The 23,176-nt window shown below is 33.2% G+C and carries 22 protein-coding genes; 5 read left to right on the forward strand and 17 right to left on the reverse strand.

Annotation, left to right across the window (positions count from 1 at the left end):
* Positions 1–954 (reverse strand): D-alanyl-D-alanine carboxypeptidase family protein, encoded by a 954-nt coding sequence (locus tag AC0OM3_RS15235; protein ID WP_001080880.1) that lies wholly within the window; start codon positions 952–954, stop codon positions 1–3.
* A gap of 259 nt (positions 955–1,213) precedes the next feature.
* Between AC0OM3_RS15235 and AC0OM3_RS15240 the strand changes: the two genes are divergently transcribed.
* The 3 genes from AC0OM3_RS15240 to AC0OM3_RS15250 all read left to right on the forward strand — a co-directional run bounded on the left by AC0OM3_RS15240 (position 1,214) and on the right by AC0OM3_RS15250 (position 3,032).
* Positions 1,214–2,215 carry a S66 family peptidase gene (locus tag AC0OM3_RS15240; protein ID WP_000926323.1) on the forward strand — a complete coding sequence of 334 codons (1,002 nt, stop codon included), beginning with the start codon at positions 1,214–1,216 and terminating at the stop codon, positions 2,213–2,215.
* A gap of 144 nt (positions 2,216–2,359) precedes the next feature.
* Positions 2,360–2,701: an EamA family transporter gene (locus AC0OM3_RS15245; RefSeq protein WP_000805125.1), complete on the forward strand. Its 342-nt coding sequence runs from the start codon at positions 2,360–2,362 to the stop codon at positions 2,699–2,701.
* Positions 2,694–3,032: an EamA family transporter gene (locus AC0OM3_RS15250; RefSeq protein WP_001089868.1), complete on the forward strand. Its 339-nt coding sequence runs from the start codon at positions 2,694–2,696 to the stop codon at positions 3,030–3,032. The genes AC0OM3_RS15245 and AC0OM3_RS15250 overlap by 8 nt, the downstream gene beginning before the upstream one ends.
* Before the next feature lie 35 nt (positions 3,033–3,067).
* On the opposite strand, the gene AC0OM3_RS15255 is transcribed toward AC0OM3_RS15250, so the two are convergent.
* The 13 genes from AC0OM3_RS15255 to AC0OM3_RS15315 form a co-directional block, all read right to left on the reverse strand.
* A complete protein-coding gene (locus tag AC0OM3_RS15255; protein WP_000695203.1) occupies positions 3,068–3,514 on the reverse strand; it encodes a DUF6376 family protein in 447 nt (148 codons plus the stop codon).
* A 90-nt stretch (positions 3,515–3,604) separates the two neighbouring features.
* A complete protein-coding gene (locus AC0OM3_RS15260) occupies positions 3,605–3,826 on the reverse strand; it encodes a hypothetical protein (RefSeq protein WP_000459099.1) in 222 nt (73 codons plus the stop codon).
* A gap of 247 nt (positions 3,827–4,073) precedes the next feature.
* Entirely contained in the window at positions 4,074–4,640 is a 567-nt protein-coding gene (locus AC0OM3_RS15265; protein ID WP_001084185.1) for an acyltransferase, read from the reverse strand.
* The gene (locus tag AC0OM3_RS15270) at positions 4,633–5,763 is read right to left on the reverse strand and encodes a DegT/DnrJ/EryC1/StrS aminotransferase family protein (protein ID WP_000427962.1); all 1,131 of its coding nucleotides are present in this window, start codon (positions 5,761–5,763) and stop codon (positions 4,633–4,635) included. Before AC0OM3_RS15270 ends, AC0OM3_RS15265 begins: the two co-directional genes overlap by 8 nt.
* 19 nt (positions 5,764–5,782) lie before the next feature.
* Positions 5,783–8,344 (reverse strand): glycosyltransferase, encoded by a 2,562-nt coding sequence (locus AC0OM3_RS15275; RefSeq protein WP_001260430.1) that lies wholly within the window; start codon positions 8,342–8,344, stop codon positions 5,783–5,785.
* A 121-nt stretch (positions 8,345–8,465) separates the two neighbouring features.
* Positions 8,466–9,599 carry a hypothetical protein gene (locus AC0OM3_RS15280; RefSeq protein WP_000664249.1) on the reverse strand — a complete coding sequence of 378 codons (1,134 nt, stop codon included), beginning with the start codon at positions 9,597–9,599 and terminating at the stop codon, positions 8,466–8,468.
* A 133-nt stretch (positions 9,600–9,732) separates the two neighbouring features.
* Positions 9,733–11,457, reverse strand: a complete 1,725-nt coding sequence (gene cydC, locus AC0OM3_RS15285) for a thiol reductant ABC exporter subunit CydC (protein ID WP_151522701.1) — start codon at positions 11,455–11,457, stop codon at positions 9,733–9,735.
* Positions 11,454–13,175: a thiol reductant ABC exporter subunit CydD gene (gene cydD / locus AC0OM3_RS15290; RefSeq protein WP_000824022.1), complete on the reverse strand. Its 1,722-nt coding sequence runs from the start codon at positions 13,173–13,175 to the stop codon at positions 11,454–11,456. The genes cydC and cydD overlap by 4 nt, the downstream gene beginning before the upstream one ends.
* Positions 13,175–14,191, reverse strand: a complete 1,017-nt coding sequence (cydB, locus tag AC0OM3_RS15295; RefSeq protein WP_046945386.1) for a cytochrome d ubiquinol oxidase subunit II — start codon at positions 14,189–14,191, stop codon at positions 13,175–13,177. The genes cydD and cydB overlap by 1 nt, the downstream gene beginning before the upstream one ends.
* On the reverse strand, positions 14,178–15,581 hold the full coding sequence (gene cydA / locus AC0OM3_RS15300) for a cytochrome ubiquinol oxidase subunit I (RefSeq protein ID WP_000448869.1): 1,404 nt from the start codon (positions 15,579–15,581) through the stop codon (positions 14,178–14,180). Before cydA ends, cydB begins: the two co-directional genes overlap by 14 nt.
* A 593-nt stretch (positions 15,582–16,174) precedes the next feature.
* Positions 16,175–17,230 (reverse strand): LLM class flavin-dependent oxidoreductase, encoded by a 1,056-nt coding sequence (locus AC0OM3_RS15305; RefSeq protein WP_000417563.1) that lies wholly within the window; start codon positions 17,228–17,230, stop codon positions 16,175–16,177.
* Between the two features lie 120 nt (positions 17,231–17,350).
* Positions 17,351–17,794, reverse strand: a complete 444-nt coding sequence (locus AC0OM3_RS15310; RefSeq protein ID WP_001205522.1) for a MarR family winged helix-turn-helix transcriptional regulator — start codon at positions 17,792–17,794, stop codon at positions 17,351–17,353.
* Positions 17,795–18,164: 370 nt separating this feature from the next.
* A complete protein-coding gene (locus AC0OM3_RS15315) occupies positions 18,165–18,704 on the reverse strand; it encodes a DUF4352 domain-containing protein (protein ID WP_474212291.1) in 540 nt (179 codons plus the stop codon).
* A gap of 239 nt (positions 18,705–18,943) precedes the next feature.
* Between AC0OM3_RS15315 and AC0OM3_RS15320 the strand changes: the two genes are divergently transcribed.
* Positions 18,944–19,687: a siderophore biosynthesis protein gene (locus AC0OM3_RS15320; protein WP_474212292.1), complete on the forward strand. Its 744-nt coding sequence runs from the start codon at positions 18,944–18,946 to the stop codon at positions 19,685–19,687.
* 88 nt (positions 19,688–19,775) lie between these two features.
* On the opposite strand, the gene AC0OM3_RS15325 is transcribed toward AC0OM3_RS15320, so the two are convergent.
* A complete protein-coding gene (locus tag AC0OM3_RS15325) occupies positions 19,776–20,324 on the reverse strand; it encodes a DUF4865 family protein (protein ID WP_474212294.1) in 549 nt (182 codons plus the stop codon).
* Between the two features lie 120 nt (positions 20,325–20,444).
* Here AC0OM3_RS15325 and AC0OM3_RS15330 point away from each other — a divergent pair, with 120 nt between their 5' ends.
* Entirely contained in the window at positions 20,445–21,233 is a 789-nt protein-coding gene (locus AC0OM3_RS15330; protein ID WP_046945389.1) for a LysR family transcriptional regulator, read from the forward strand.
* A 61-nt stretch (positions 21,234–21,294) separates the two neighbouring features.
* Here AC0OM3_RS15330 and AC0OM3_RS15335 read toward each other — a convergent pair whose 3' ends face one another.
* Positions 21,295–22,248 carry a branched-chain amino acid ABC transporter permease gene (locus AC0OM3_RS15335; RefSeq protein WP_046945529.1) on the reverse strand — a complete coding sequence of 318 codons (954 nt, stop codon included), beginning with the start codon at positions 22,246–22,248 and terminating at the stop codon, positions 21,295–21,297.
* Positions 22,249–22,297: 49 nt separating this feature from the next.
* Positions 22,298–23,158: a branched-chain amino acid ABC transporter permease gene (locus AC0OM3_RS15340; protein WP_000382787.1), complete on the reverse strand. Its 861-nt coding sequence runs from the start codon at positions 23,156–23,158 to the stop codon at positions 22,298–22,300.
* Between the last annotated feature and the right edge of the window lie 18 nt (positions 23,159–23,176).

Here is a 23,176-nt window from a genome sequence, read left to right on the forward strand (position 1 = left end):
TTAATTAACTAATCCAAATGCATACGACATTAACTTATTTGTCTCTGTAAAACGTTTTGTTTTATTTGATGTCCCCATGACCACTGTGATAATTCGATTATCACCTTGCTTTGCAGTCCCAGTAAAACAGTATCCTGCACTATCTGTAAATCCAGTCTTTAGTCCGTCCATTCCTTCTATATATAAACTTTTATTATTTCTATTTAACATGTCGTTTGTGCTTATAACATTAATATTATTAAATGCTAGCTGACTTTGGCGTAAGTGAGTCACTTCTAATATTTCCGGATAATCTTTTATAAGATGATACGCCAATTGCGCTACATCAGCAGCCGTCATTTTTGTTTCACTTCCATCTGGCTCTTGTAATCCAGACGCATTTGCAAATTTAGCATGTTCCGACATTTTTAACTGTTTCGCTTTTGCATCCATAAGCTGAACGAAATCTTTCTCCGATTTTGCCATATGTTCTGCTAAAGCCACAGCTGAATTATTAGCTGACTCAATCATTAATGCATGATATAAATCTTTAACAGTTAATGTGTCATTAACTTGTACTGGGATTCTCGCTCCCTCTGTTTGTGCCGCCTTCGCACTCATTTTCACTGGATCTTCCCAGCGAACTTTCCCGTTATGTATACTCTCTAGTAGAAGATACGCTGTCATCATCTTAGACATACTAGCCGGTGCAAAAGCTTCATTTTCATTATATTGATAAATAATATCTCCATCACTCGCATCGATAATCATAGCTGCTTTTGCGTTAATTTCTGGTGGGATGTACTTTGGCGGGACTACTTTTTCAGTAAATCCTGCTTTAGGTAGTTCTGCCACTTGCAAAGGTTGTCCTTCTACATTCGCTACGCTTTTTTGATTTCCTTGGAATAAGAACCAACATATCCCTAAAATAATGACTAATAGGACTGTCATCCTTCCCCATTTTAACCGATTCATTTCAAAACTCCTTTAGCAAACCTTTTATACACTCACATTTAACCTTAACAACAATTCCTTTATATAGTCAAGGTAAAAGGTATATTTATTCATAGTACAGCAATGATTATTTTAATTTACTTATGTTAAACTTACAATGTTGAAACGTAAGAATATTCAATAATAAAATCTCGTAAATAAAGCGAAACTTTAATCAGCCCCCAATCGGGCTACCCGTCAAATAGCGAGATAAACTATTTAATAGAAGGGATTCATACAAGTGCTACTTCCAAAATCATTAAAATACGGAGACACAATTGGGATCTACTCCCCTTCTTCACCAGTAACCTACACTTCACCAAAGAGATTTGAACGAGCAAAATCTTACTTACAACAGAAAGGGTTTCATATATTAGAAGGTTCATTAACAGGTCGATATGATTTTTATCGTTCTGGTAGTATACAAGAGCGTGCTGAGGAGCTAAATGTCTTAATAAGAAATCCTAATATTTCTTGTATTATGTCAACAATTGGTGGGGTGAATTCAAATTCAATATTACCTTATATTGATTATGATGCTTTTCTAAAGAACCCTAAAATAATGATTGGGTATTCAGATGCAACTGCTTTATTACTAGCAATTTACGCCAAAACAGGAATCCCTACATTTTATGGACCAGCTCTCGTCCCTTCCTTTGGCGAATTTGAACCTTTTGTTGATTGCACATACAAATATTTCGCTGAAACTTTACTACATGATCATTCTCTTCCTTATCATATAAAACAACCATTATTTTGGTCAGATGAATTTATTAATTGGGAAGAAAAGACAAAGGAGAAAGAACTTCGACCAAACGATTGGATTTCAGTAATTGATGGAAAAGCTACCGGGCGTATTATTGGCGGGAATTTAAACACGATACAAGGAATTTGGGGTAGCCCCTATATGCCACATATTCAAGAAGGTGACATTCTCTTTATTGAGGACAGTTCAAAAGATGCAGCTACTATTGAAAGAAGCTTTTCATTACTTAAAATTAACGGTGTATTCGATAAAATTTCAGGTATCATTCTTGGAAAACATGAGCAATTTGATGATTGTGGTACAAATCGAAAACCTTTTGAAATACTATTAGAAGTACTTCAAAATCAAAGAATTCCTTTTCTAGCTGACTTCGATTGTTGTCATACACATCCAATGATTACCATGCCTATCGGTGTTCAAGTAGAGTTGGATGCAACAAATAAAACGATACATATTGTAGAACCTTGGAAAAAATGAATGCATGGCTTCTATTGTCTTACAATAAAAGCCATGATACTATATACTTTGGAATGTGAAAGATTAAACAAAATACGTTCCAATATCTATTATTAGGAAAAGATAGATATAAATATATATTTATATGTAAAAGAGAGTGAATAAATGAAACCAACTATTAAAAATTACGTATTTTTACATGTAGCTTTTTTGATATATTCTATCATTATGGTTTACATGAAATGGGCAGCTAAATTCCCCATTGCTTCCATCTCATTTTTTGTTGCTTATTTCGGATTAGTTATACTTTTATTCGGATATGCAATTTTATGGCAACAAGTAATTAAACATTTCGAAATTTCAAAAGCATATTCACATCGCGGGATTATTATACTGTGGTCAATGCTTTGGTCAGTATTTCTATTTGGAGATACGATTCAGTGGAATCATCTACTTGGTGCAGCTATTATTATCGTCGGAATTGTGGTGGTGACAAAAGATGAATAGTTATATGTTATTATTTATTTTCGGGATAATTTTAGCTAATTACTCACAAATATTATTAAAAAAAGCTACTTTGCAACAATACGATTCTAGAATAAAAGAATATGTGAATCCTTATGTTATTATCGGCTACTCTTTATTTGTAATTAACGCCGGATTAAATGTTATCGCCATGAAGGGCATGGCATTAAAACAAGCATCAGCATTAGAATCCTTAAGTTATATCATCATATTAATTTTTGGTTGGTATTTCCTAGGAGAAAAAATAACGAAACGTAAACTCATCGGCAACATGATTATTATCGTTGGTGTAATCGTTTATTGTATCCAATAGTAAAAAGCTCCGTTTATCACAAACGGAGCTTTTTACTATTGACCTAAATTTTGCACTTTATCTTTCAAATCTCGAACTTGATCTACCGTCTGCATAAGCTCAGAGTTTTTAAATTGCTCTACATCCACTTTCCCTTCTTCTATCTTTGTCATCGCCGTATCAATTAACGTATTTAACTTTTCGTTATATCCGACGATTTGTTGATGAAGATCCTTTGCTACATCAGGTGGCGTTAATTCATTGAATGCGGGTATATCTTGTTTAATTTCACTAAGCTTCGTTTCTAATTCTTTTCGAGCCTCACTATCATTGACGGCCTTTTCTGCTAATGCTGGTGCATCATTTGCAAATGCACTTATTTCATTTACATAGTCTGTCGCCTTTTGAGCATAATCTATGGAGTTCTTTCCTTCTTCCACTATTGAACATCCCATTAAACCAATTGAAACTATAAATACTAATAAAATTGATTTTATTTTCATTTTAGACTCCCTTCGTCTTTATCATTGTCTGTAATTTTCTCTATACATAACTTCTAGCTAAATTGTTTATAACCTTTTTCAAATAGCTATTTATCCTCTTACATGCCCTATTATCGTTACAACATCTATTTCTATATGTACGCTTATAATATCTTCAATTATATCCATATATCCTTGTCCTATAGCTGTTCCATAGTGTAATGTAAGCCCTTTCTTTTCATACACTGACTTTGGCACTGAAAAAATAAATCTCCTCAAGTTTCTTTCATCAGCTGGTTCCATAATTAAAACAATCCCATCCTCATCAAACATATACGCTCGCCCTCCAACTTTACATTCACTATGGCTCAGTATTGCCTTGGTCAGCAAAATTTAAAACATAATAAGTTAAGATACTCTCTGCTCCATCATAAAGTGAAACTTTAATTAGCCCTCACCAATCGTTTTTTACTGGCAACAAGGCCCCAACCTAACTTCATTCCTTTCACTCAATTTTGAGATGGGGTTTTACTGCTCGGCAAATAGCGGGATAAAAATAAAAAGCATTCATTCTTTTTTGTTAAGAATGAATGCTTTTTAAAAAATCAATTTCTAACTCTAGCATCTTTTTTTGACGAGGCTTTACTTTTCTTACGGGAACTCCAGCATAAATATACCAATCATCTAAACTCTCTTTTACCATACTCATCGCGCCGACTGCCGTACCTTCTCCTACAGTTACATTTGGAAAAATAATAGAATTAGCACCAATAATCACATGTTTTTTTAAAATAACTTTTTCTGCTTTCACATTCCTATATTGATTTGGGACGGTTGGCCCCATTAATGTATTTCCACTGAAATCATCAAGTACTGCATATACGATTGTTTTAGCTGAGATATTTGCAAAATCATGCATTTCAATCCCAACTTCCCCTCCATATAACGCTGTATACGCTGATATGTGCGAATAACTTCCAATTGTGATCTTACCACTTAAAATGCAAAAATCATCAATTCTTACATGATTACCTACTGATATAGCACTCGGATTATATATACTTGCTTTTTTACTAACCAATACATTTTTCCCAACAGATAAAAATCCAATTTTCTTTAGTTCTTCTTGGCTATAAAAACTATTCATCTGCCCAAACCACCTTCTGCCCTAAACAGCTTACAATTTGTTCTACTATTTCTTCCGTCATTCCTTCCCATAAAGGTAAACTTACGATTCGTTTTGCTATTTTATTCGTTTTTGTTAAATCTGTAGACTTATAGTTTCTAAAAAGAACTTGTTGGTGGCAAGATGGTGAAAAGTATAATCTAGCTTCTATTTTCTGTTTTTTCAGTTCTTCTATTACTTGTATGTTGCGAACTTCTTCTGGACAAATGATAGGCATAAATTGGTGAATAACTGCTTCTGTCTTTTGGACTTTCCACCCTTTTTTCATTAACCCAGTATTTTGTAACAACTGTTTATACCATTCAGAAATAAGGGTGCGTTCTTTTAATTTTTGATCCCACTTTTTTATAGTCGCAATCCCAATAGCTGCTGCGTATTCAGACATTTTACAATTAAACCCCATCATCGTACATTCACGATTTTTATCAAATCCGAAATTCCCCATTCTTTTAATACGTTGTATATCTTCTTCGTTTTTACTATATATGAGCCCTCCTTCACCAATTCCGAACGGTTTTGTTGCATGAAAGCTATATACGATCATTCCACTAAAATCTTGACCGTAATGCATCCCTCCATTCATTAAACCAAATCCCGGCGCCGCATCTACGACAACCGGAATCCCCTTCTTCTCTAATTCTTCATATTCTTCTAAGTTCATCCATGATCCAAAAGTGGCGTACGGGACAACAATCGCAACCTCTTCTTTTAATTCTTCTATCTTATGCAAAAGTACGGTTTTATCCATATACCAATCATCTATTGAAATATCAATAAAGTAAGGTTCCAATCCACACCAAATAGCGGCTAAGGCAGTCGCAGGGAATGTAAAGCTAGGCATGAGAGCATACTTTCCCTTTCTTCTTTTCTTTAGTTGAATAGCCGCCATTAACCCTAACGTTGCGTTTGCTACTGTTGTAACAGCTCCCCTTTTTTGAAAAAATGACGACATAATTGTTTCCTCAAAACGTTGATTTATAGGTCCATAATTCGTATATATGTGAGATGTATCAATTTCCTTCAATTCGTCCAAATACTCACTTACAGGTACAGTTGAAGCACGTAAAAAAGGAATATTCTCCATATCTATCTATTCCTTCCTATCATTTTCGGACAATATAGAGCATATCTGTTTCAGATAATCCAAATTTCCTAGCGCTTTTCATTCCTTGTTTTTCCGCTATGTTATATAATTCTACCTTAAATCCTGCATTCATTAATCGTTGAATAAATCCTGATTGATTATAAATTCTCACATGATCTTCTTGACCAAAAGCTAATTTCCTTAATTGTGGAGTTACAATTAATTCATTCTCTATAATAGAATCCACATTCATTACGATTGGTACTTGAATAATTCCCCATCCACCTGGCTTTAGAACCCTATATAACTCTCGCATTGCTTTATCATCATCAGGAACGTGTTCTAACACATGGCTACATAATATTACATCAAAAGTATTACTATCATATGTAATTCTTGTAACATCAATTTCCTTCATTAATGGATCCTTCGGTTCTAAGTCACCACATACATACGTAATATTTTTATACTCGTTAAACCAATCTCTTAATTTCGCTTCAGGTGCAATATGAAGCATAGTATAGTTTCTACTTAACAAGTCCGTTTCCGTTTCAATGTACACCCGATACAATCTTTCACGATCCATCGAACTACAAATTGGACATATACCTGTATCTTTATTCCACATCTCAAATTTATATTTTGGAAAATCATAATGTGCTGGCCAAGGGGAAAATTGTTCAAATTGTTGATTGCAATATTGACAATAACAACATTCTTTCTCGAATATATGAGCAACTAACTTGTTTAACCCTTTTTTTATCTTTTCATTATAAATTTGATCTAGCTCCCCATTTCTTACAGCATCCTTAACTATAAATCCCGCATTTTCTAAACAATAAGATAAACTCTCTTTATAATCTCTTTCAGAACTTAAAAATCCACTATTATACGCATCAATAATCAATTCAATCCACTCTTCAATTGTCATTAAAATAAAATGCATTTGTTTTTGATTTTGTCCACTATGTTGTCTAAAATAACTAAGAGGTTCTTGTATATAAACTACTTTTCCTTTCCTCATCATATCTAGCCAAGTTGCAATGTCATTAATAGCAGAATAAGCCTTTCCTTTAAAATATCCAAACTTCCCGTCAAACAAATCCCGATTAAACAAAACTGTTGTCGGCTCACCAACTACATTTTTCAAGTTTTTTAACATATAATTTCCTAATTCTTTTCCTTCAAAAAGTGTAGTTTCTTTCGCGATTTTCATATTTAATGTTGAAGGTGGTAATACCTCTCCATCCCCATCAATCAGTTCACGATATGACGTCACAAATGAAATATTTTCTAACGTCAAAAAGTATTTCATCATTTTCTCGATCTTTTCATGATGAAATAAATCATCATCTAATAAAAAGTTTATATAGTCCCCATTCGCAAGTTCTACACACTTATTAAAGTTTTCGGCAACTAACGGCGTTTCATTTTTAACATATGTAATACACTCATATTCACGTAAATACGGTTGAATCATAGCATTGACTTCATTATTTGTACTGTCGTCAGAAATAACAATTTCAATATTCTCATATGTTTGATTTAGAGCGCTGTTGAGTGCCAATTCCAAGTAATAAGGTCTATTGTACGCAGGAATAAGTATGCTTACTTTCGGTAAAGGCGAATTATTATTTATATGTTGTTTTTTCTTTTCTATGTTTATTTTCTTTTCTTTAATTTTTTGATAATAGTCTAATGTATATAATATCGATGATGGAACTATCCTTCTTGCGTAATCTAGAAAATTAGTCATCGCTTTGTCTAACTCTTTTTCGGTGGATAAGAAACCATATTTTTCTCCTGCTAGAATACTATGTGAAAAATCTTCTAATCCATCCATCATTTTATTAGATTCATTTAACTGTTGATCTGGATGTAATCGAAAGTAACTAAGTGCCTCTGCTATATATACTGCTTTTCCTTTACTTAATAAAGATAACCATGAAGCTATATCTACGTTACATAGATACCTCCTCTTATCAAAAATCCCAAACGGTTCTTGTAAATCATTTTTACGAAATAAAACTGTTGTCGGTTCTCCGATATAATTTTTTTGATCCACAATTACCTTATTTCCTAATTCTGTTCCCTCTATAATCGTATCTTCCTCAAATAAACGGACAGTCGAATAAATATGTCGCAGTTCTTTCCCTTTATCATCAATTACTTGACGATGAGATGTTACAAGCTTAATTTCATTATCTAAATCATTGAAAAAATACTTCATCATTTTTTCAATTTTCTTTACATGAAATACATCATCATCCATTAAAAAATTTATATACTCACCGTTCGCTTCATTAAATAACATTAACGCATTTTCAAACTGTCCAAGAGTTGATTTATTTTTTATATAAATAATATTTGAATGATCACATAAGTATTTTTGTAACACTTTTTCTGTTTCATCATTCGTGCTGTCATCTCCGACTAAAATTTCTATATTAGGGTACGTTTGTTCTAACACACTACATAACGCCTTTTCAAAGTAACGAGGACGATTATACGTAGGAATTAATACACTCACCAACGGAAGTTGCTCTACCACCTCTTCAGTTCTTTCAATACGAGTTCTCATTTTAACTCTCTCACCTCTTCGCATATTATTTATATACGCGACAAAAAATCACATTACTTTAACTGTATGGAGCCTATATACTTTTATGCAAACATGAAACAAAATATCATACTTTTCGTTCCTAAATAAACATATTTAATAACGCGGACATTTTATTTGCACCTTTTTTATTCATATGATCACTATCATAAAAATCATCATCACAAAATAATGGTGAATCAAATAGATCTATAATTTGAAAAGAATATTGAGTTTGAAAATCATTTATAACTTTATAAAAATCTTCTTTTAATTTCTTACTACTACAATTAAAATAATGTGAAGTAACAGGGAATACAACAATTAATGGCTTTATATCATTTTTTAACAGTAATTCTAAATATTTTTTTAAAATTATTTTATTTTCAACTAAAGTATGAGGATACGCCAATTTAGCATGTGAAGCTGCTCTTATTTTCCCGTGTTCTTCAAAAGGAATATGAAGAGAAGTAGTATTCCATTCAGCATTTATCCAAGGCAGTATCAATGATTCATCTTTTAGTTCGTCTAATAAAATATATTCAAAATGCAAATTAAAAATAGAAAGAAGTGGTTTCGGAGTATTTAGATGTGAGAATCCATCAGTGGGTAGAGGAGAGTGAACTACAGTATGATGACCATCTTGAAACAATGGATAATATACTTTGTGAATTCTATATGATTCAGATGATAACGACATATCAAAGTAAAACGAAAAATAGGCTATTCCTATTAAACAATATTGAAATGAATGATTGTTTGATAAAAGTTGTGACGCTATTAAATAATCATAGTATAGATCTTGCGATGGAAGTGTTAATTTTATTGACTTTTTTGAGAGAAGCTCCGTACTTATGCCACAATGTGGATAAGACAAACCGGTAGCAAACAATTCATACGTCGGATCACTCTTTGCTTTTTTCATAGAAATGTATAAAGACATAAGATCCGGATTTATTTGATAGATAGAAATTAATTTATCCTTCCATTCATACATGTATTTTGTTAAATTAATAATTTTTGAACTTTGCACGCCCCTATTTATCAAATCATTTGTAAGTTTTTCTGCGTCCCCTCTCCAAATGACTATATATTGAAAAGAACTTTCTATACGAACAACATCTGAAACGTCCACAACATGAACTATTGTTTTACATTTATTTTTGTCTAACGTATTTCGAATCCTATCCCCTGATAATTCATCACTTAAAACAATGATTTTATATTGTTCCTTCATGTACATCCCCTCCATTATATGTATAATATGAAATTCATTTTTAATTCGTAACAATCATATACACCTGCAATCTAACAAAAAAAATAGCTCCACCATTAGGTGTAGCTATTTTTACAATTATTGCTTATTCAAATCATATTCCTTTATCTAACTCATAAAGTTTACGATACTTTTCATTTTCTTTCAGAAGTTGTTTATGACTACCTTGCATGACAATTTGGCCTCGATCAAGGAATATAACTTCGTCTACATGTTCTATTCCTACAAGATGGTGCGTAATCCAAATAACCGTCTTTTCTTCCGTTGCAGAAAACATTGTTTCAATTAAAGACAATTCTGTTTTTGGATCTAAACCGATAGTCGGTTCATCAAGTACAATAATTGGTGTTTCTTGCATAAGAGTTCTAGCAAAAGCAACCCTTTGTCTTTCCCCACCAGAAAACCGCTTTCCCATTTCATGCATTTTTGTTTGTAATCCGTCCGGAAGAGAAGTAACATGTGAAGCTAATTGTGCTTTCTCTAAAGCTTTCCATATCTCTTCATCCGTTGCCTCTGGTTTGCCAATTCGTACATTATTTCCAATTGTCGTATCAAACAAATGCGGCTTTTGATTTAATACAGAAATATATTTTGATAAAAGATTCGTATGAGCATGTTCACTATTCAATAAAACTTCACCATGTAACGGGCTTAGCGCACCTGTTAACAATTTTAACAAAGTAGATTTTCCTGTTCCGCTTCTTCCTAAAATGGCAATTTTCTTTCCTGCCTTTATTTGTAGTGATACATCTTTTAATACAATCTCATTACTATCTGGATAACTATACGATACGTGATTCAGTTCAATATCTACATGTTTTGGTTCAATATAATCTTTCTCTCCATGCAAATCCGTTTCATCATGTAAAACACTATCACTTTCTACGCCATTAAGACGATGGGTAGATTCTACATACGACGGTATTCGATCGATGGCATCTGCAATAGGAATAAGCGCGTTCGTTACAGATAAAGTCATTAATACGAAAGCTGCGATAACTGTAGGAGCAATTTGTTCACTTGCCGCTTCATTTCCAGTCCATATAATCATCGAAATAACTACAATACCTACTACTAATTGAATGATACTGTCCCGAATATGATACCAGCGTTTCACTCTCTTTTCGATTTTTAACAACTGATCATTTTGTTTTACATACTCATTAATAAATTCACCTTTACGACCACTTGCCTGCCAATCAGATAATCCAAAAACAGCATCCGTCAGTTGTTGATACAAACGACTTCTGCCTTGCTTTAAAGTAACATGATGTTTCTTCATCAAAAGTAATGATACAAACGGAAGAAGAAAAACGATAATAGCTAACATACAACCTACAATAAGTGCAAAAACAAAATCAAATGCACCGATAACAAGTACAAAGATACTATAAACAACTAGCGCTAATATGCTAGGAAATATTGTACGTAAATATAGGTTTTGCAAATGCTCTATATCTTCGGATAACACTCCTAACATATCACCCGTTTGAAATCGAGAACGGAAAAATAACGCCTGTGGTTCTACTATTCTATATAGCCTCGTTCTCATTTTTTCTAATATACGTAGTACGACATCATGTCCGACTAAGCGCTCTATATAATGAAATACAGCTTGCCCTATACTAAACGCTCTTGTTGCAACAATAGGAACATATACAGCCATTACATTTTCTGGTCTAAGGGCAGATTTTGAGATTAAATAACCTGAAATAAAAAGTAACATCGCTCCTGAACTAACTCCAAGAAGACCAAGGAAAATAGTTAAAGTCATTCTACCTTTATTTTGTTTTATATAAGGTTTAACCCAGTTACTCATTTCTCTCCCCTCTCTTCCCTATGAAAATGTAATGTCTCATTCTCTAAAAGTTCTTCATACGTCCCACTTTCTTTCATTTCCCCTTTATTTAAAATAAGGATATGGTCCATTTGTTTCATCCAATGTAGACGGTGGGTTGCTAAAAATACTAACTTTCCATTAAATAGACGTAACATCGCTTGCTTTATTTCAAATTCGGTTTCAATATCAAGATGTGCCGTAGGCTCATCTAATAAAATGATTGGTTTTTTACTTAAAAGTGCACGCGCCATAGCAACACGCTGTTCTTGTCCGCCACTTAGCATACGTCCACCTTCTCCAATTCTTTCGTGCATCCCATTTGGAAGTGATGTAACGAGTGAACGCAGGCCGACTTCATTAATAACTCTTTCAACTTCTTCATCTGTTGCATTTGTTTCATAAAAACGAATGTTATCCTTTAATGAAAGCGGAAAAATATAAGGTTGCTGCGGAATATAAGCGATATTTTTTTGCCAATCTTCACGAGTAGATCCATCAACTTCTACACCATTTACTAACATCTTTCCACTCGAAGGAGATAAAAAACCTGCTAATACGTCGATTAACGTCGATTTGCCTGCACCACTTTCACCAATAACACCAATAGCACCGTTACCTTCCCAAGTAAAATTAATTCCTTCTAATATAGCCTTTTCAGATTCAGTATTATTAACTTTGATGTCTTGTAATTTCAAGCTACTAGAGGCATTCCATACTATATCTTCATTTAAATCTTTCTTTTGTATTCTTTTTTGTTGTTGCAAAATCTCTTCTATTTGCTCCATCGCAATTTGTCCATCTAATGTTGCATGATAATTTGCTCCCACTTGTTTAATCGGCAGAAAATATTCCGGAGCTAAAATCAAAATTGTTAGGGCTGGTAATAGTATAATCGTTCCATCTATTAAACGTATCCCTAATCCAACTGCCACAAACGCGATTGATAAACTCGTAAAGAAATCTAATGCAAAAGAAGAAAGAAAAGCAACTCGCAAAGTACGCATCGTTGCTTTTCTATACCTTTTACTTACTTTTTCAATCTTTCCTTCGTGCTGTTCACTTTTCCCTAAATACTTTAATGTTTCTAAACCTTTTAACGTATCTACAAAATGGTTCGAAAGTACACGATATATCTCGTACTGACTATCTGCCATTTTTTGCGCTGCTAATCCGAGAAGAATCATAAATATGATCACGATAGGAATCGTTACAACTAAAATGATTCCAGACTCAATATCTAGCGTAAAAACGTATAGTACAATTAGACCTGGAACGATGCTACTTCTAATCATTTTAGGAATCGTTAATTCAATATATGTTTTAAATTTCTCAATCCCTTCAATTGATAAGGTAACCAGATGACCAGTTCCGACAGTTTGAACATACCTTGGACCTAATGTGAAATATGCCTCTATTAGTTGTTTTCTTAGTAACGACCCTGTTTTTTCAGCAAAACGTTCCACTAATATTTGTGATGTTCGAACTACTATGTGTCGCGCTGCAAACGCGATACCAAAATAAACAATTTCACTTAATATTGTTTGTACTGTCTCTCCATGAAATAAAAACGTAATAGCTCGTGCTAAAAAGATTGTTTGCGCAATAATACTAAAAGCTTCTAAAATACTAATAATCGTTAACGCTACATATAAAATACGGCTACCGGGATAAGACGGAAGTCCTCTTTTTCTTTTCATTAGTACTCCAAATCGTTGTCTGACTTAACAGGTTGTCTAAATACATAATAACTCCATATTTGACTTCCGATAACGAAAGGCAAAATAGCAATCGCAAAGTAAGTCATAAGTTTTAATGCATAAGCTCCTGATGCTGCGTTGTAAATTGTCAAATCATTCATTGCTCCTAAAGAGCTAATCATAACACGTGGGAACATACCGATAAATACACTCGCACTTAGTAAAATGATTGTTAAACTCGTCATAAAGAAAGCCCAACCATCTCTTCTTCTTTTATTTAATAAAGTGGACACTAATAGTGCTACAAAAGCTCCGATTGGTACCATAATCCATTCTGTTCCATGAGCAGTGAAAATGTCGGTTTTCCATAACCCCACACCAGCAAAAACAAGAAGTGTAATTAATGAAAATGGTGCAATTTTTATTGCAGTAATTCGTGCACGTTCTCTCAATTTACCAGTTGTACGTATCGTAAGAAATTGTAATCCGTGAACAATACATAGTAGGAGAAACATTACTCCTCCAAGTAACGCAAATGGATGAAGTAATTGCAGGAATCCACCTACAACATTTTTACTCTCATCAATAGGTACACCTACCATAAAGTTTGCAATCGCAACTCCCCAAAGGATAGGAGGTAACATACTTCCAATAAACATCCCCCAATCCCACGCACTCTTCCATTTATGATTATCTATTTTCGCACGAAATTTAAAGGAAACACCTCTTAAAATTAAAGCAAGGAGCATAAATACAAACGGAATATAAAAACCACTAAATAAAGTTGCATACCAGTGCGGAAATGCCGCAAACATCGCTCCACCAGCACAAACAAGCCATACTTCATTCGCGTGCCAGAACGGTCCTATTGTATTTAAGTAAACTCGTTTTTCAAAATCATTCTTTCCTAAAAACCTCGAAACCATTCCTACCCCAAAGTCGAAACCTTCCAGTACGAAGAATCCAATAAATAAGATTGCAATAACTAAAAACCATAACTCATTAAGAGATAACATACTCTTCCTCCTTATCAAATGGATCATGGCTTTGATAATCCTTTTTCGTTTTCTTATTCTTATGGCCCTTAATGGTACGAACAAATAAGTACACACAAATTCCACCCATAATTAAATACATTGATGTGAATGAAATAAGTGAGAATAATACTTCACCGAATGTTACATTTGGTGATACAGCATCTTCTGTTTTCATTACACCAAATACAACCCAAGGTTGACGACCCATTTCAGTCATAATCCACCCTACTGTATTACCGATGAATGGAAGAGAAATTGCATACACCATTAATTTTAAATACCACGTTTTTTCAGCTAAACGATCTTTTCTTGATAAGAACCATCCGTAAGCTCCTAGAAGAAGCATGAATGTTCCACTCATTACCATCGCTCTAAAACTCCAAAACATTGTATGCACTGGAGGAATATAATCTCCAGGACCATATTTTTCTTCATATTGTTTTTGAATTTGATTCATCCCTTCAACTTGACCGCTAAACTTATCATACGATAATAGACTTAGCATATAAGGGATTTGAATTTCAAACGAATTTTCTTTCTTCTCTGTATCAATTTTCGAAAATACTGTAAATGGTGCTGGATCCTCACTTGTATTCCATAGCGCTTCAGCTGCCGCCATCTTCATTGGATGTGTCTTAATTAATTGTTGCGCTTGTGCATGACCGAAGAATAATACAAGCGCCGTTGTAATTGTTCCAACAATGATAGAAATTCGGAAAGATTTTTTAAATACTACAGTTTCTTGTCCTTTTGTAATTTTCCATGCACTTACACCAGCAATAAAGAATGCACCTGTTGCAATTGCCGCTGTAATTGTATGCGGGAATTGTACCCATAGTTGTGGGTTTTGAATAATGGCTAAGAAATCATTCATTTGCGCACGACCATCCGCTGCCATTTCATACCCGACAGGTGACTGCATAAATGCACTTGCAGTTAAAATCCAGAATGCTGATAACATCGTTCCAATGGAAAGGAGCCAAATACACATTAAGTGAATTCGCTTCGGTAATTTATCCTCACCGAATACCCATAAACCTAGGAATGTAGACTCAATGAAAAATGCCAGCAATCCTTCAATTGCAAGCGAGGGACCAAATACATCACCTACAAAACGTGAATACGTTGACCAGTTCATACCAAACTGAAATTCTTGTAAAATACCTGTTACTACACCTACTGCAAAGTTAATAAGGAATAATTGCGTCCAAAACTTTGCCATCTTCTTATATACTTCTTGCCCTTTTACCACATACAACGTTTGCATGATCGCAATAATAAAAGCTAAACCAATTGACAGCGGAACAAAAAAGTAATGGAAAATCGTTGTTGATGCGAACTGTATTCGTGCCAATTCGAGCGTTTCCATACTAAAATCACTTCCTTCATAGTTTTTATAATAAAAGTTAATTGAGCAATCGTATCAAACTCAATTATTAAGAAATACGAAAAGACAAAAACATTTTGTATGTATTGTCGAAAAATATGAAATTTCAGTTTTTCAAACTATTGTAATGCTATTTTTTACCTTTTCACTATTTCTGTAGTGTTTTATTCGTTAATCGAATTGTATAATATACCTGCATAGTAAATTCAGGTTATTTTTGACGTATTATTGACATCATTTTGTCTGAAATATGTCTTTTGTCATTTTTTTGAATCAGATTTTTCTCATTAGCAAAATGTATTTTTTCAATATACGGCTTACTTTTATATCTATAAAACAATCGTTTTTTTCTTCATACACTTGACTTTCACCCGAAAAAATGTCCTCGAAACCACCCTCGATAAATGCTTGTTTTTTGTCAAGAGAAAAATGTATTTTCAAAATTCAAACTCAAAATAATGTTATTCAAAAATAGAAAATAACTTCCCTCTTCCTCGACTAAAAGTTCATTTTTTTGTCATTTTTCCAGAACAAATAAAAAAACTGAGAATCGATTAGACTCTCAGTTTTTTTATTTATTTTGCTGTATGTTTTCTAACGGCTGGTAAAATTTCAGTAGCAATTAATTCAATATTTTTCTCAATTTTATCAAATGGTACACCGCCAAAATCAATTTGTGCCATAAAGCGTTGTTGGCCAAACAATTCATATTGGTAAAGCATTTTCTCAATGATTTGTTGTGGGCTACCAACCATTAAAGCATCACGGTAATCTATTGCATTTGTAAATTGCTGTTTCGGATACCCACCACCGCGCAGTGTGAGCATACCAGCATTAATGTGAGGGTAATATTCACTAAGTGCATCTTGTGAATTTTTTGCCGTATAAAATAAACTCGTTGTCGCAACTGGTAAACTAGCTGGATCAAATCCGCTTTGTACAGCAGCCTCACGATAAGCATCTACTGATCCTTTAAAGTTAATAGCTGGACCACCTAGTGTTGTTATCATCATTGGCACACCCGCACGCCCTGCTTTAATCGCACTAGCTGGTGGGCCACCAACTGCACGCCAAATTGGTAAATTATTATTTTTCGCTCTTGGAATAACCGATGCGTATGCAAGTGGTGCTCTGAACTGTCCATTCCAAGTTACATGTTCCTCGTTATTAATTTTTAATAAAAGATCCATCTTCTCTTCAAATAATTCTTCATAATCATTCACGTCATAACCAAGTAAACTATATCCCCCAATACGAGATCCACGACCAACCACGATTTCTGCACGTCCATTAGAAATTAAGTCAATTGTAGCAAAATCCTCATATACTCGTACCGGATCAGATGTACTTACTATCGTTGCTGAACTTGCAATTTTTATATTTTTCGTAGCTTGTGCAATAGCTCCTAAAATAACTGTATGAGCTTGTGTTGTAAAATGCGTTTGATGACTTTCACCGACAGCAAATACATCAAGTCCAGCTTCATCCGCTAACTTAGCTGTTTCAATTAATTCATGAATTCTTTGTTCTGCACTAATTTTCTCTCCGTTATGCGGATTTAAAACGTGATCACCAATTGAATATAATCCAAACTCCATCCCTTTATTTGTATCCATACGGTATTTTTCCATCATTACTCTCTCCTTTAATGAAGTGTTATTAGTTTCTCTTTTAAAAATGTTTGTAAGTCAAATGTATTTTCCTATTGCCTATAACTTCACTTGATTAGTCAATTGATGTTGTAAAAAAAATTACTCTTTCGGTAATTCTTTTTTTTCACTATGCTTATGAACTTTTGTCATTAGCTCGTATAATATTTTCTGTTCTTCTTCATTTAATACATCATCAAAAAAAGATGATTGAAATGCAAGTTGCTCTGGCAATGCTCTCTCTAAAGCTGCTTCTCCTTGCTCTGTAAGACTAATTGTTTTCGTTTTCCAATCTTGTTTTCGTACAATATATCCTTCTTTTTCAAGACGAGTTAACATTCGAGAAATGCCACCTTGTGTAACAGTTACCTTTTCAGCTAACTCCATTTGTGTTAGTGGTTGATACGTACGTATTTGCAAAAGCACATCAAATTGAGCTGTCGTTAAATCAAAACGTTTTAAAAACTCATTTGACATTTGATTACTTTGGTTCGTAAATCGTATTAAACGTAACCATATTAATGATCCTATCGTATTATCACGCATGTTTTGTCACTTCCTAGCGTTAATCTTACTATCACTTTACCACTCAAGTGATAGTAATGCAAGAAATAATTTCATTTTATATATAACTCAACTTACTTGTACTTAACTAAAGGCATCACTCGTGTAGTATTAGGTCTACTTGCCATTCTCTACACCTCCATAAAAAAAGGATTAAGCTCCAACGCCAATCCTTATCATGCATTTATTTTTTGTTTTCAAAACAATATGTTTGAAATTCACATCGTCTTCTAATCTATTATTTTCTTTTATCGTACCGTAAATTCATTTGAGTATACCGTCTTCATGTAAAACTTGTATAAGTTTGCATAAAAGGCCCTTGTTTACACCAATCGGGCTCTTACGGGATAAATCATTTAAGTTCTACTTTTACTTCCTCTTTAGACATAACATCAGGTCTATAAATTAATTCAAGATTAGAATCACCTTTTTTCGCTTCAAATGTTATGGCTCCTGTTAACTTACCGTTTGGATCTACATCTTTAATTTTAAAAATATTTTTATTACTAGTTGAAAATGTATGGTCCACGATACTTCCATCTCCTCTTTCAAGGTAAAAATCTAATGGATTAATTCTAACTTTTTGATTACCAATATTCTCTACTGTAACATGAACAATAACAAACTCATTACCTTTTTCCAGCTTGTCATATTCTGCCACTTGTGCTATTTGTACTTTATGGACTGTTAATTTTTGATTTCTAATTTGAGTAGTTTTTTCAACATTATATTCTCTTGTATCTTCATTCTTCGTATTTTCTTTTTTAGCACTACTTGGCTCTTCCTTCGTATTATTTGATACAGTTTTAGCTACTTCTTTCTTCTCATCACATGCCGATAAACTGAAAGCTAACGTCCCTGCTAAAGTGACTGTCGCGATTTTTTTAAACATAAATTCCCTTCCCCCAACTGTGAAAATGATAAAAATCCCCAAAAACTATATATTATACTAACAGATAAATGAACAGTATATTGTCGCTATGTGTCGAATGTAATAAGGGTATGTATAAGTATGAAGTCTTACTTCGCATCATCTCTCAACTGTTCGATATATGATAAAATTTTAAATAAGAAAAAATTCAAATAAAATGATAAAATTAAACAAAGTACTAATATAAAGGTGGGCAGAACATGCATATTTCTAAACAATTTATAAAACCATTTCCTGAATATGAAGACATATTTTATGATGATTTGGAACAACATAAAAAGCACTTTTTACCCATTTGTTCTATAAACTTACAATGTATTGAACCGGAATTGGACGAATGGTTACATATTGTGTCAGCAAAAGAAATCCATGATGGTTGCGTGGGTGATTTCACCAAACCATTTCACACAAATTTTACGAAAGTAGATACATTAGGATTCGATGTCATTAATGGAAAATATAAATTTGAAGCGGATTGGAATTATTTCGAAATCGAACAAAATAATTCTGACATAATAGAACAAGCCTACGAGAGTAATGAAAGAAATTATCAAATCCGTAAAGAATATTTTCAACGTAATCAAAAAATTTATCCTTATTCTAGCTTTGGAAAAGAAATAACATCTGTAGAAGTATTAGAACGAGAGTTTGCTGAAAAACAAACAAATGGCTGGGGATTAAATTATCCCATGATAAATGGTATCCTAGATGATGTTCGTTTTATGACAGAAGAAGGTGAAGAATTATTAGAAAACGGCGAGAACGAAGACGAAATTTTTGATTTTACGAATCTTCTATATGTACCAAAAGATGAATACGGACATCCCTTTACATATGTTGGATTTGTTACAGGTTATTATTTTCAAGCTTATGGTGCCGATCGTATTTACTTATTCTTTAATAAAGAATTAAGAAAAGCAGTCATTTGTTTTGAATATACATAAGATAATTAAGAAAAGTCCATTTTGAAAATTATTACTTGAATCAAAATGGATTTTTTATAAATAATTTATTTATATTTCAATTCCGCATCTACTGTGAAATGTGTAAAATCTCATATATTGTAATATCCTCTATCTCTTCAGTCTCAGGCTTTACTTCATAAAATTCAAACTGACTATATCCCCACCTATCTGGGTTATACACTATTACATTCCCTTTACAATTTTCTGTATTCTGGACATTCTTATTAAAAATGTTAAATTGAGTTTCAATCAATGAATTCTTTTGAGAAATACTCCCCACGTATTCAACAACATACTTACAATTCTTAAAATCACCACTTAGATTAACAACTAATGGAACACCTATATTTATTTTTTGCCAACCAAACGATTGTAAAATATTATCGTAATACCCTTCAAAGATAAATTTATTCATCCCTTCATGACCATTCCAAATATATAAAGGTGCATAGCAGTTATAAAAATTCCCGTCTTTCTCCGTTTCCGTAATTAAATAAGCTTTAAAATTTAGTTCTTGGAAACCATCAGTTTTATAGCCATTATCCTTTACCCTTTTCTTAATAATTTCCATGTCATAATCCTTTGGAAGAATTACCTTATATTGCATTCCAATCATGTTTATCACTCGCTTTCAATCTTATATACATTATGATAAATCGATAAGTGGCTAACGTAAAATAGGTATAAATTATGTTTGGTATCATTTATAATGATAGTGCATAAGGGGCTGAGATACATGGAAATAAATGATCTTATTATATTCAAAACTGTAGCCAGTGAGGGTTCTATTAGTAAAGCTGCTAAAGAGTTAGGATATGTTCAACCGAACGTAACTGAGCGAATCAAAAAATTAGAACAAGAATTAGAAACGCCTTTACTACATAGAGATAACAAAGGCGTTTCCTTGTTACCTGCTGGTGACATTTTATTAGATTACACGAATAAAATATTAACTCTATTAGAAGAAGTAAAAGATGAAATTAAAACGAGTGGTTCTTCTTATATAATAGCGACGTCACAATCTATTTTGACAAATTATTTAAGTAAGCGTATTGAAGAAAACTTCAGAAATTATCAAATATATGTAGAAAGTAGTAGTCATTTGCAAAAATTACTTCAGCAACAAAAAGTTGATATGGTCATAACTTATGAGGGTTATCCTGACGCATCGTTTAAAAAAGTGTTCACGACCTCAATTTCTGTAGGCTTATTAAAAGCGAAAGAAAAATGTACCATTGATTATTCAAAAGAAATTTTCTTCGTTAGCAATGACAAAAAGTGCCCTTTTAGGAATAAGACAATACAATTTCTAAAAGAAAACAATCTATCTCAGCGACAACTTCAACAGTTGGATTCTTATTCGCTTATGGAAGAGTTTATTGATGATGGAAAAGGAATAGCTTTTTTACCGATTAAAAATGATAAATTGGTACCAATTGAAGATGTTCCAGTTGAGAAATTAGCTGTTCATTTTTTTACAAATCAAAACTCTTTTAAACAAATCCCTGATGAACTATTTGGTTAATAAAAAATCCCTCCTTTATGAATCTAAAAGAGGGATTTTCATATTCTATACAATTGATTTTTCACACATTTTGCTCCACTTCTGCACTTTTCCCCTTCTTATTCCGTTTCATATTCTTCAGTCCCTTAACCGTGCCAACTAATCCTTTCGGGAAAACTAGCAATACGATAATGTACAATAAACCAAGAATAATCGTCCATCTTTCAAAAATCGGATACTCTGTAGCTAGTTCTGATAAATAATATTTCAGAGATTCAATAATTCCAGCTCCTGCAATTGCTCCAATTAACGTTCCGACGCCTCCAATCATTGTCATCAATAATGCATTTAATGTCATTTCAATTGAAAATACAGTCGTATTAACAAAGCGTAAAGTGATAACAAATAAACCACCGCTAATCGCAGCTACTACTCCTGCAACAATGCTAGCAATAATTTTATAATGCAGCACTTTATATCCTAGTGCTTCAACACGTTGCTCATTTTGTGAAATTGCCTTTAATACTTTTCCAATAGAAGATTTGGTGAAAAGACGTAACAGAACAAAAATGGTAAGTAAACATATAAGTGTTACATAATAAAACGTAAAACGATCACGGAATACGTCTGGTACACCAAATGTAAAACCATCCCCTCCGTGAGTGAGCCCACGCCATTTTTCAGCAAGGACGAAAAACAACTGTGAAATAGCAAGTGTTAACATCGCATAAAAATGACTTTTCAGCCGTAAAGAAAGTAAACCGATTATATAACTAACGATTGCTGAAATGATAATTGCAGCTACTATTCCAATTAAAAAGTTCGTTATTGATACGCCTTGTCGATCAAATAAAAGCGCTACCCCATATGCTCCTATCCCAAAGAACATACAATGACCGAACGATACAATTCCTGTATACCCAAGCAATACATCAAAACTCATTGCAAAAATAGCAAAGATGAAGATTTGAGTGAACAAAATTAACAGGCTCCGTGAATCATTTACGAACGGAAATACACTTAAACAAATGAGCATACATACTCCGAAGTATACTTTAATTCGGTCCGATGTGCTGTTCACCATTTCACCCCTTTTCACCAACAAGTCCAGTTGGCTTCACTATTAAGAAAAATAGTAACATTAACATATTAATTGCAAGTGATAAATCTGGTATAAAATACGCTGTAAAAGCACCAGCTAATCCAACAATTAAAGAAGCAATAGCTGAACCTTGTACGCTTCCTAATCCACCGATAATTACTACTATAAAAGCTAAAATTGCATACTGCATGCCCATCTCGGCGAAAATAACGCCCGAATACGGTGCTAATAAGAATCCTCCCAAAGCTGCCATCCCTGCTCCTAATAAAAAGACGAAAGAAAATATTGCTTTTACATTAATACCAAGCGCTTGAACCATTTCTTTATCCATTACACCTGCACGGATCATAAGACCTATCTTCGTCTTTTTGAGTAATAGTAGTAGTGCAATGTAAATAATTATCCCAATCAAAATAACAAATAGACGATATTTAATTAATATAATACCTCCGAATGTAAAACTTCCTTGTAACCATAACGGTAATTTTGCACTAATAGGGTTTGGCCCCCAAAATATTTTAATACACTCACTAAGAACGAGCATTCCTCCAAGCGTAACGAGCAGCTGTCGAACATGATTTCCATATACCGGTCTAATAAGAAACCTTTCTAAAATAAATCCTAGGAACATTCCCATGGCTACTGCTCCAACTAAAGCTAATATATAACTTCCTGTCATATTAAATAACCAAACACCTGTAAATGCTCCCCATGCAAATAAACCACCGTGTGCAAAGTTTAAAACACTCATTAGACCGAAAATAAGTGAAAGACCTGATGCTAACAAAAAAATGAGCATCCCTGTTGAAATCCCATTTACAAATAAATTGATTAACACATCCACCCTTTTCACCTCGGATTC

It is taken from the genome of Bacillus sp. FAU20, from assembly GCF_056033865.1.

What these genes read in the sequence shown, in the direction of transcription:
- cydA (WP_000448869.1), bottom strand. Translation starts at nt 15,581, where the DNA reads ATGGAAACGCTCGAATTGGCACGAATACAGTTCGCATCAACAACGATT.
- cydB (WP_046945386.1), bottom strand. Translation starts at nt 14,191, where the DNA reads ATGTTATCTCTTAATGAGTTATGGTTTTTAGTTATTGCAATCTTATTT.
- AC0OM3_RS15335 (WP_046945529.1), bottom strand. Translation starts at nt 22,248, where the DNA reads ATGCTCATTTGTTTAAGTGTATTTCCGTTCGTAAATGATTCACGGAGC.
- AC0OM3_RS15260 (WP_000459099.1), bottom strand. Translation starts at nt 3,826, where the DNA reads ATGTTTGATGAGGATGGGATTGTTTTAATTATGGAACCAGCTGATGAA.
- AC0OM3_RS15325 (WP_474212294.1), bottom strand. Translation starts at nt 20,324, where the DNA reads ATGATTGGAATGCAATATAAGGTAATTCTTCCAAAGGATTATGACATG.
- AC0OM3_RS15250 (WP_001089868.1), top strand. Translation starts at nt 2,694, where the DNA reads ATGAATAGTTATATGTTATTATTTATTTTCGGGATAATTTTAGCTAAT.
- AC0OM3_RS15315 (WP_474212291.1), bottom strand. Translation starts at nt 18,704, where the DNA reads ATGTTTAAAAAAATCGCGACAGTCACTTTAGCAGGGACGTTAGCTTTC.
- AC0OM3_RS15320 (WP_474212292.1), top strand. Translation starts at nt 18,944, where the DNA reads ATGCATATTTCTAAACAATTTATAAAACCATTTCCTGAATATGAAGAC.
- AC0OM3_RS15275 (WP_001260430.1), bottom strand. Translation starts at nt 8,344, where the DNA reads ATGAGAACTCGTATTGAAAGAACTGAAGAGGTGGTAGAGCAACTTCCG.
- AC0OM3_RS15305 (WP_000417563.1), bottom strand. Translation starts at nt 17,230, where the DNA reads ATGGAAAAATACCGTATGGATACAAATAAAGGGATGGAGTTTGGATTA.
- AC0OM3_RS15255 (WP_000695203.1), bottom strand. Translation starts at nt 3,514, where the DNA reads ATGAAAATAAAATCAATTTTATTAGTATTTATAGTTTCAATTGGTTTA.
- cydC (WP_151522701.1), bottom strand. Translation starts at nt 11,457, where the DNA reads ATGAGTAACTGGGTTAAACCTTATATAAAACAAAATAAAGGTAGAATG.
- AC0OM3_RS15270 (WP_000427962.1), bottom strand. Translation starts at nt 5,763, where the DNA reads ATGGAGAATATTCCTTTTTTACGTGCTTCAACTGTACCTGTAAGTGAG.
- AC0OM3_RS15235 (WP_001080880.1), bottom strand. Translation starts at nt 954, where the DNA reads ATGAATCGGTTAAAATGGGGAAGGATGACAGTCCTATTAGTCATTATT.
- AC0OM3_RS15330 (WP_046945389.1), top strand. Translation starts at nt 20,445, where the DNA reads ATGGAAATAAATGATCTTATTATATTCAAAACTGTAGCCAGTGAGGGT.
- cydD (WP_000824022.1), bottom strand. Translation starts at nt 13,175, where the DNA reads ATGAAAAGAAAAAGAGGACTTCCGTCTTATCCCGGTAGCCGTATTTTA.
- AC0OM3_RS15245 (WP_000805125.1), top strand. Translation starts at nt 2,360, where the DNA reads ATGAAACCAACTATTAAAAATTACGTATTTTTACATGTAGCTTTTTTG.
- AC0OM3_RS15310 (WP_001205522.1), bottom strand. Translation starts at nt 17,794, where the DNA reads ATGCGTGATAATACGATAGGATCATTAATATGGTTACGTTTAATACGA.
- AC0OM3_RS15265 (WP_001084185.1), bottom strand. Translation starts at nt 4,640, where the DNA reads ATGAATAGTTTTTATAGCCAAGAAGAACTAAAGAAAATTGGATTTTTA.
- AC0OM3_RS15280 (WP_000664249.1), bottom strand. Translation starts at nt 9,599, where the DNA reads ATGAAGGAACAATATAAAATCATTGTTTTAAGTGATGAATTATCAGGG.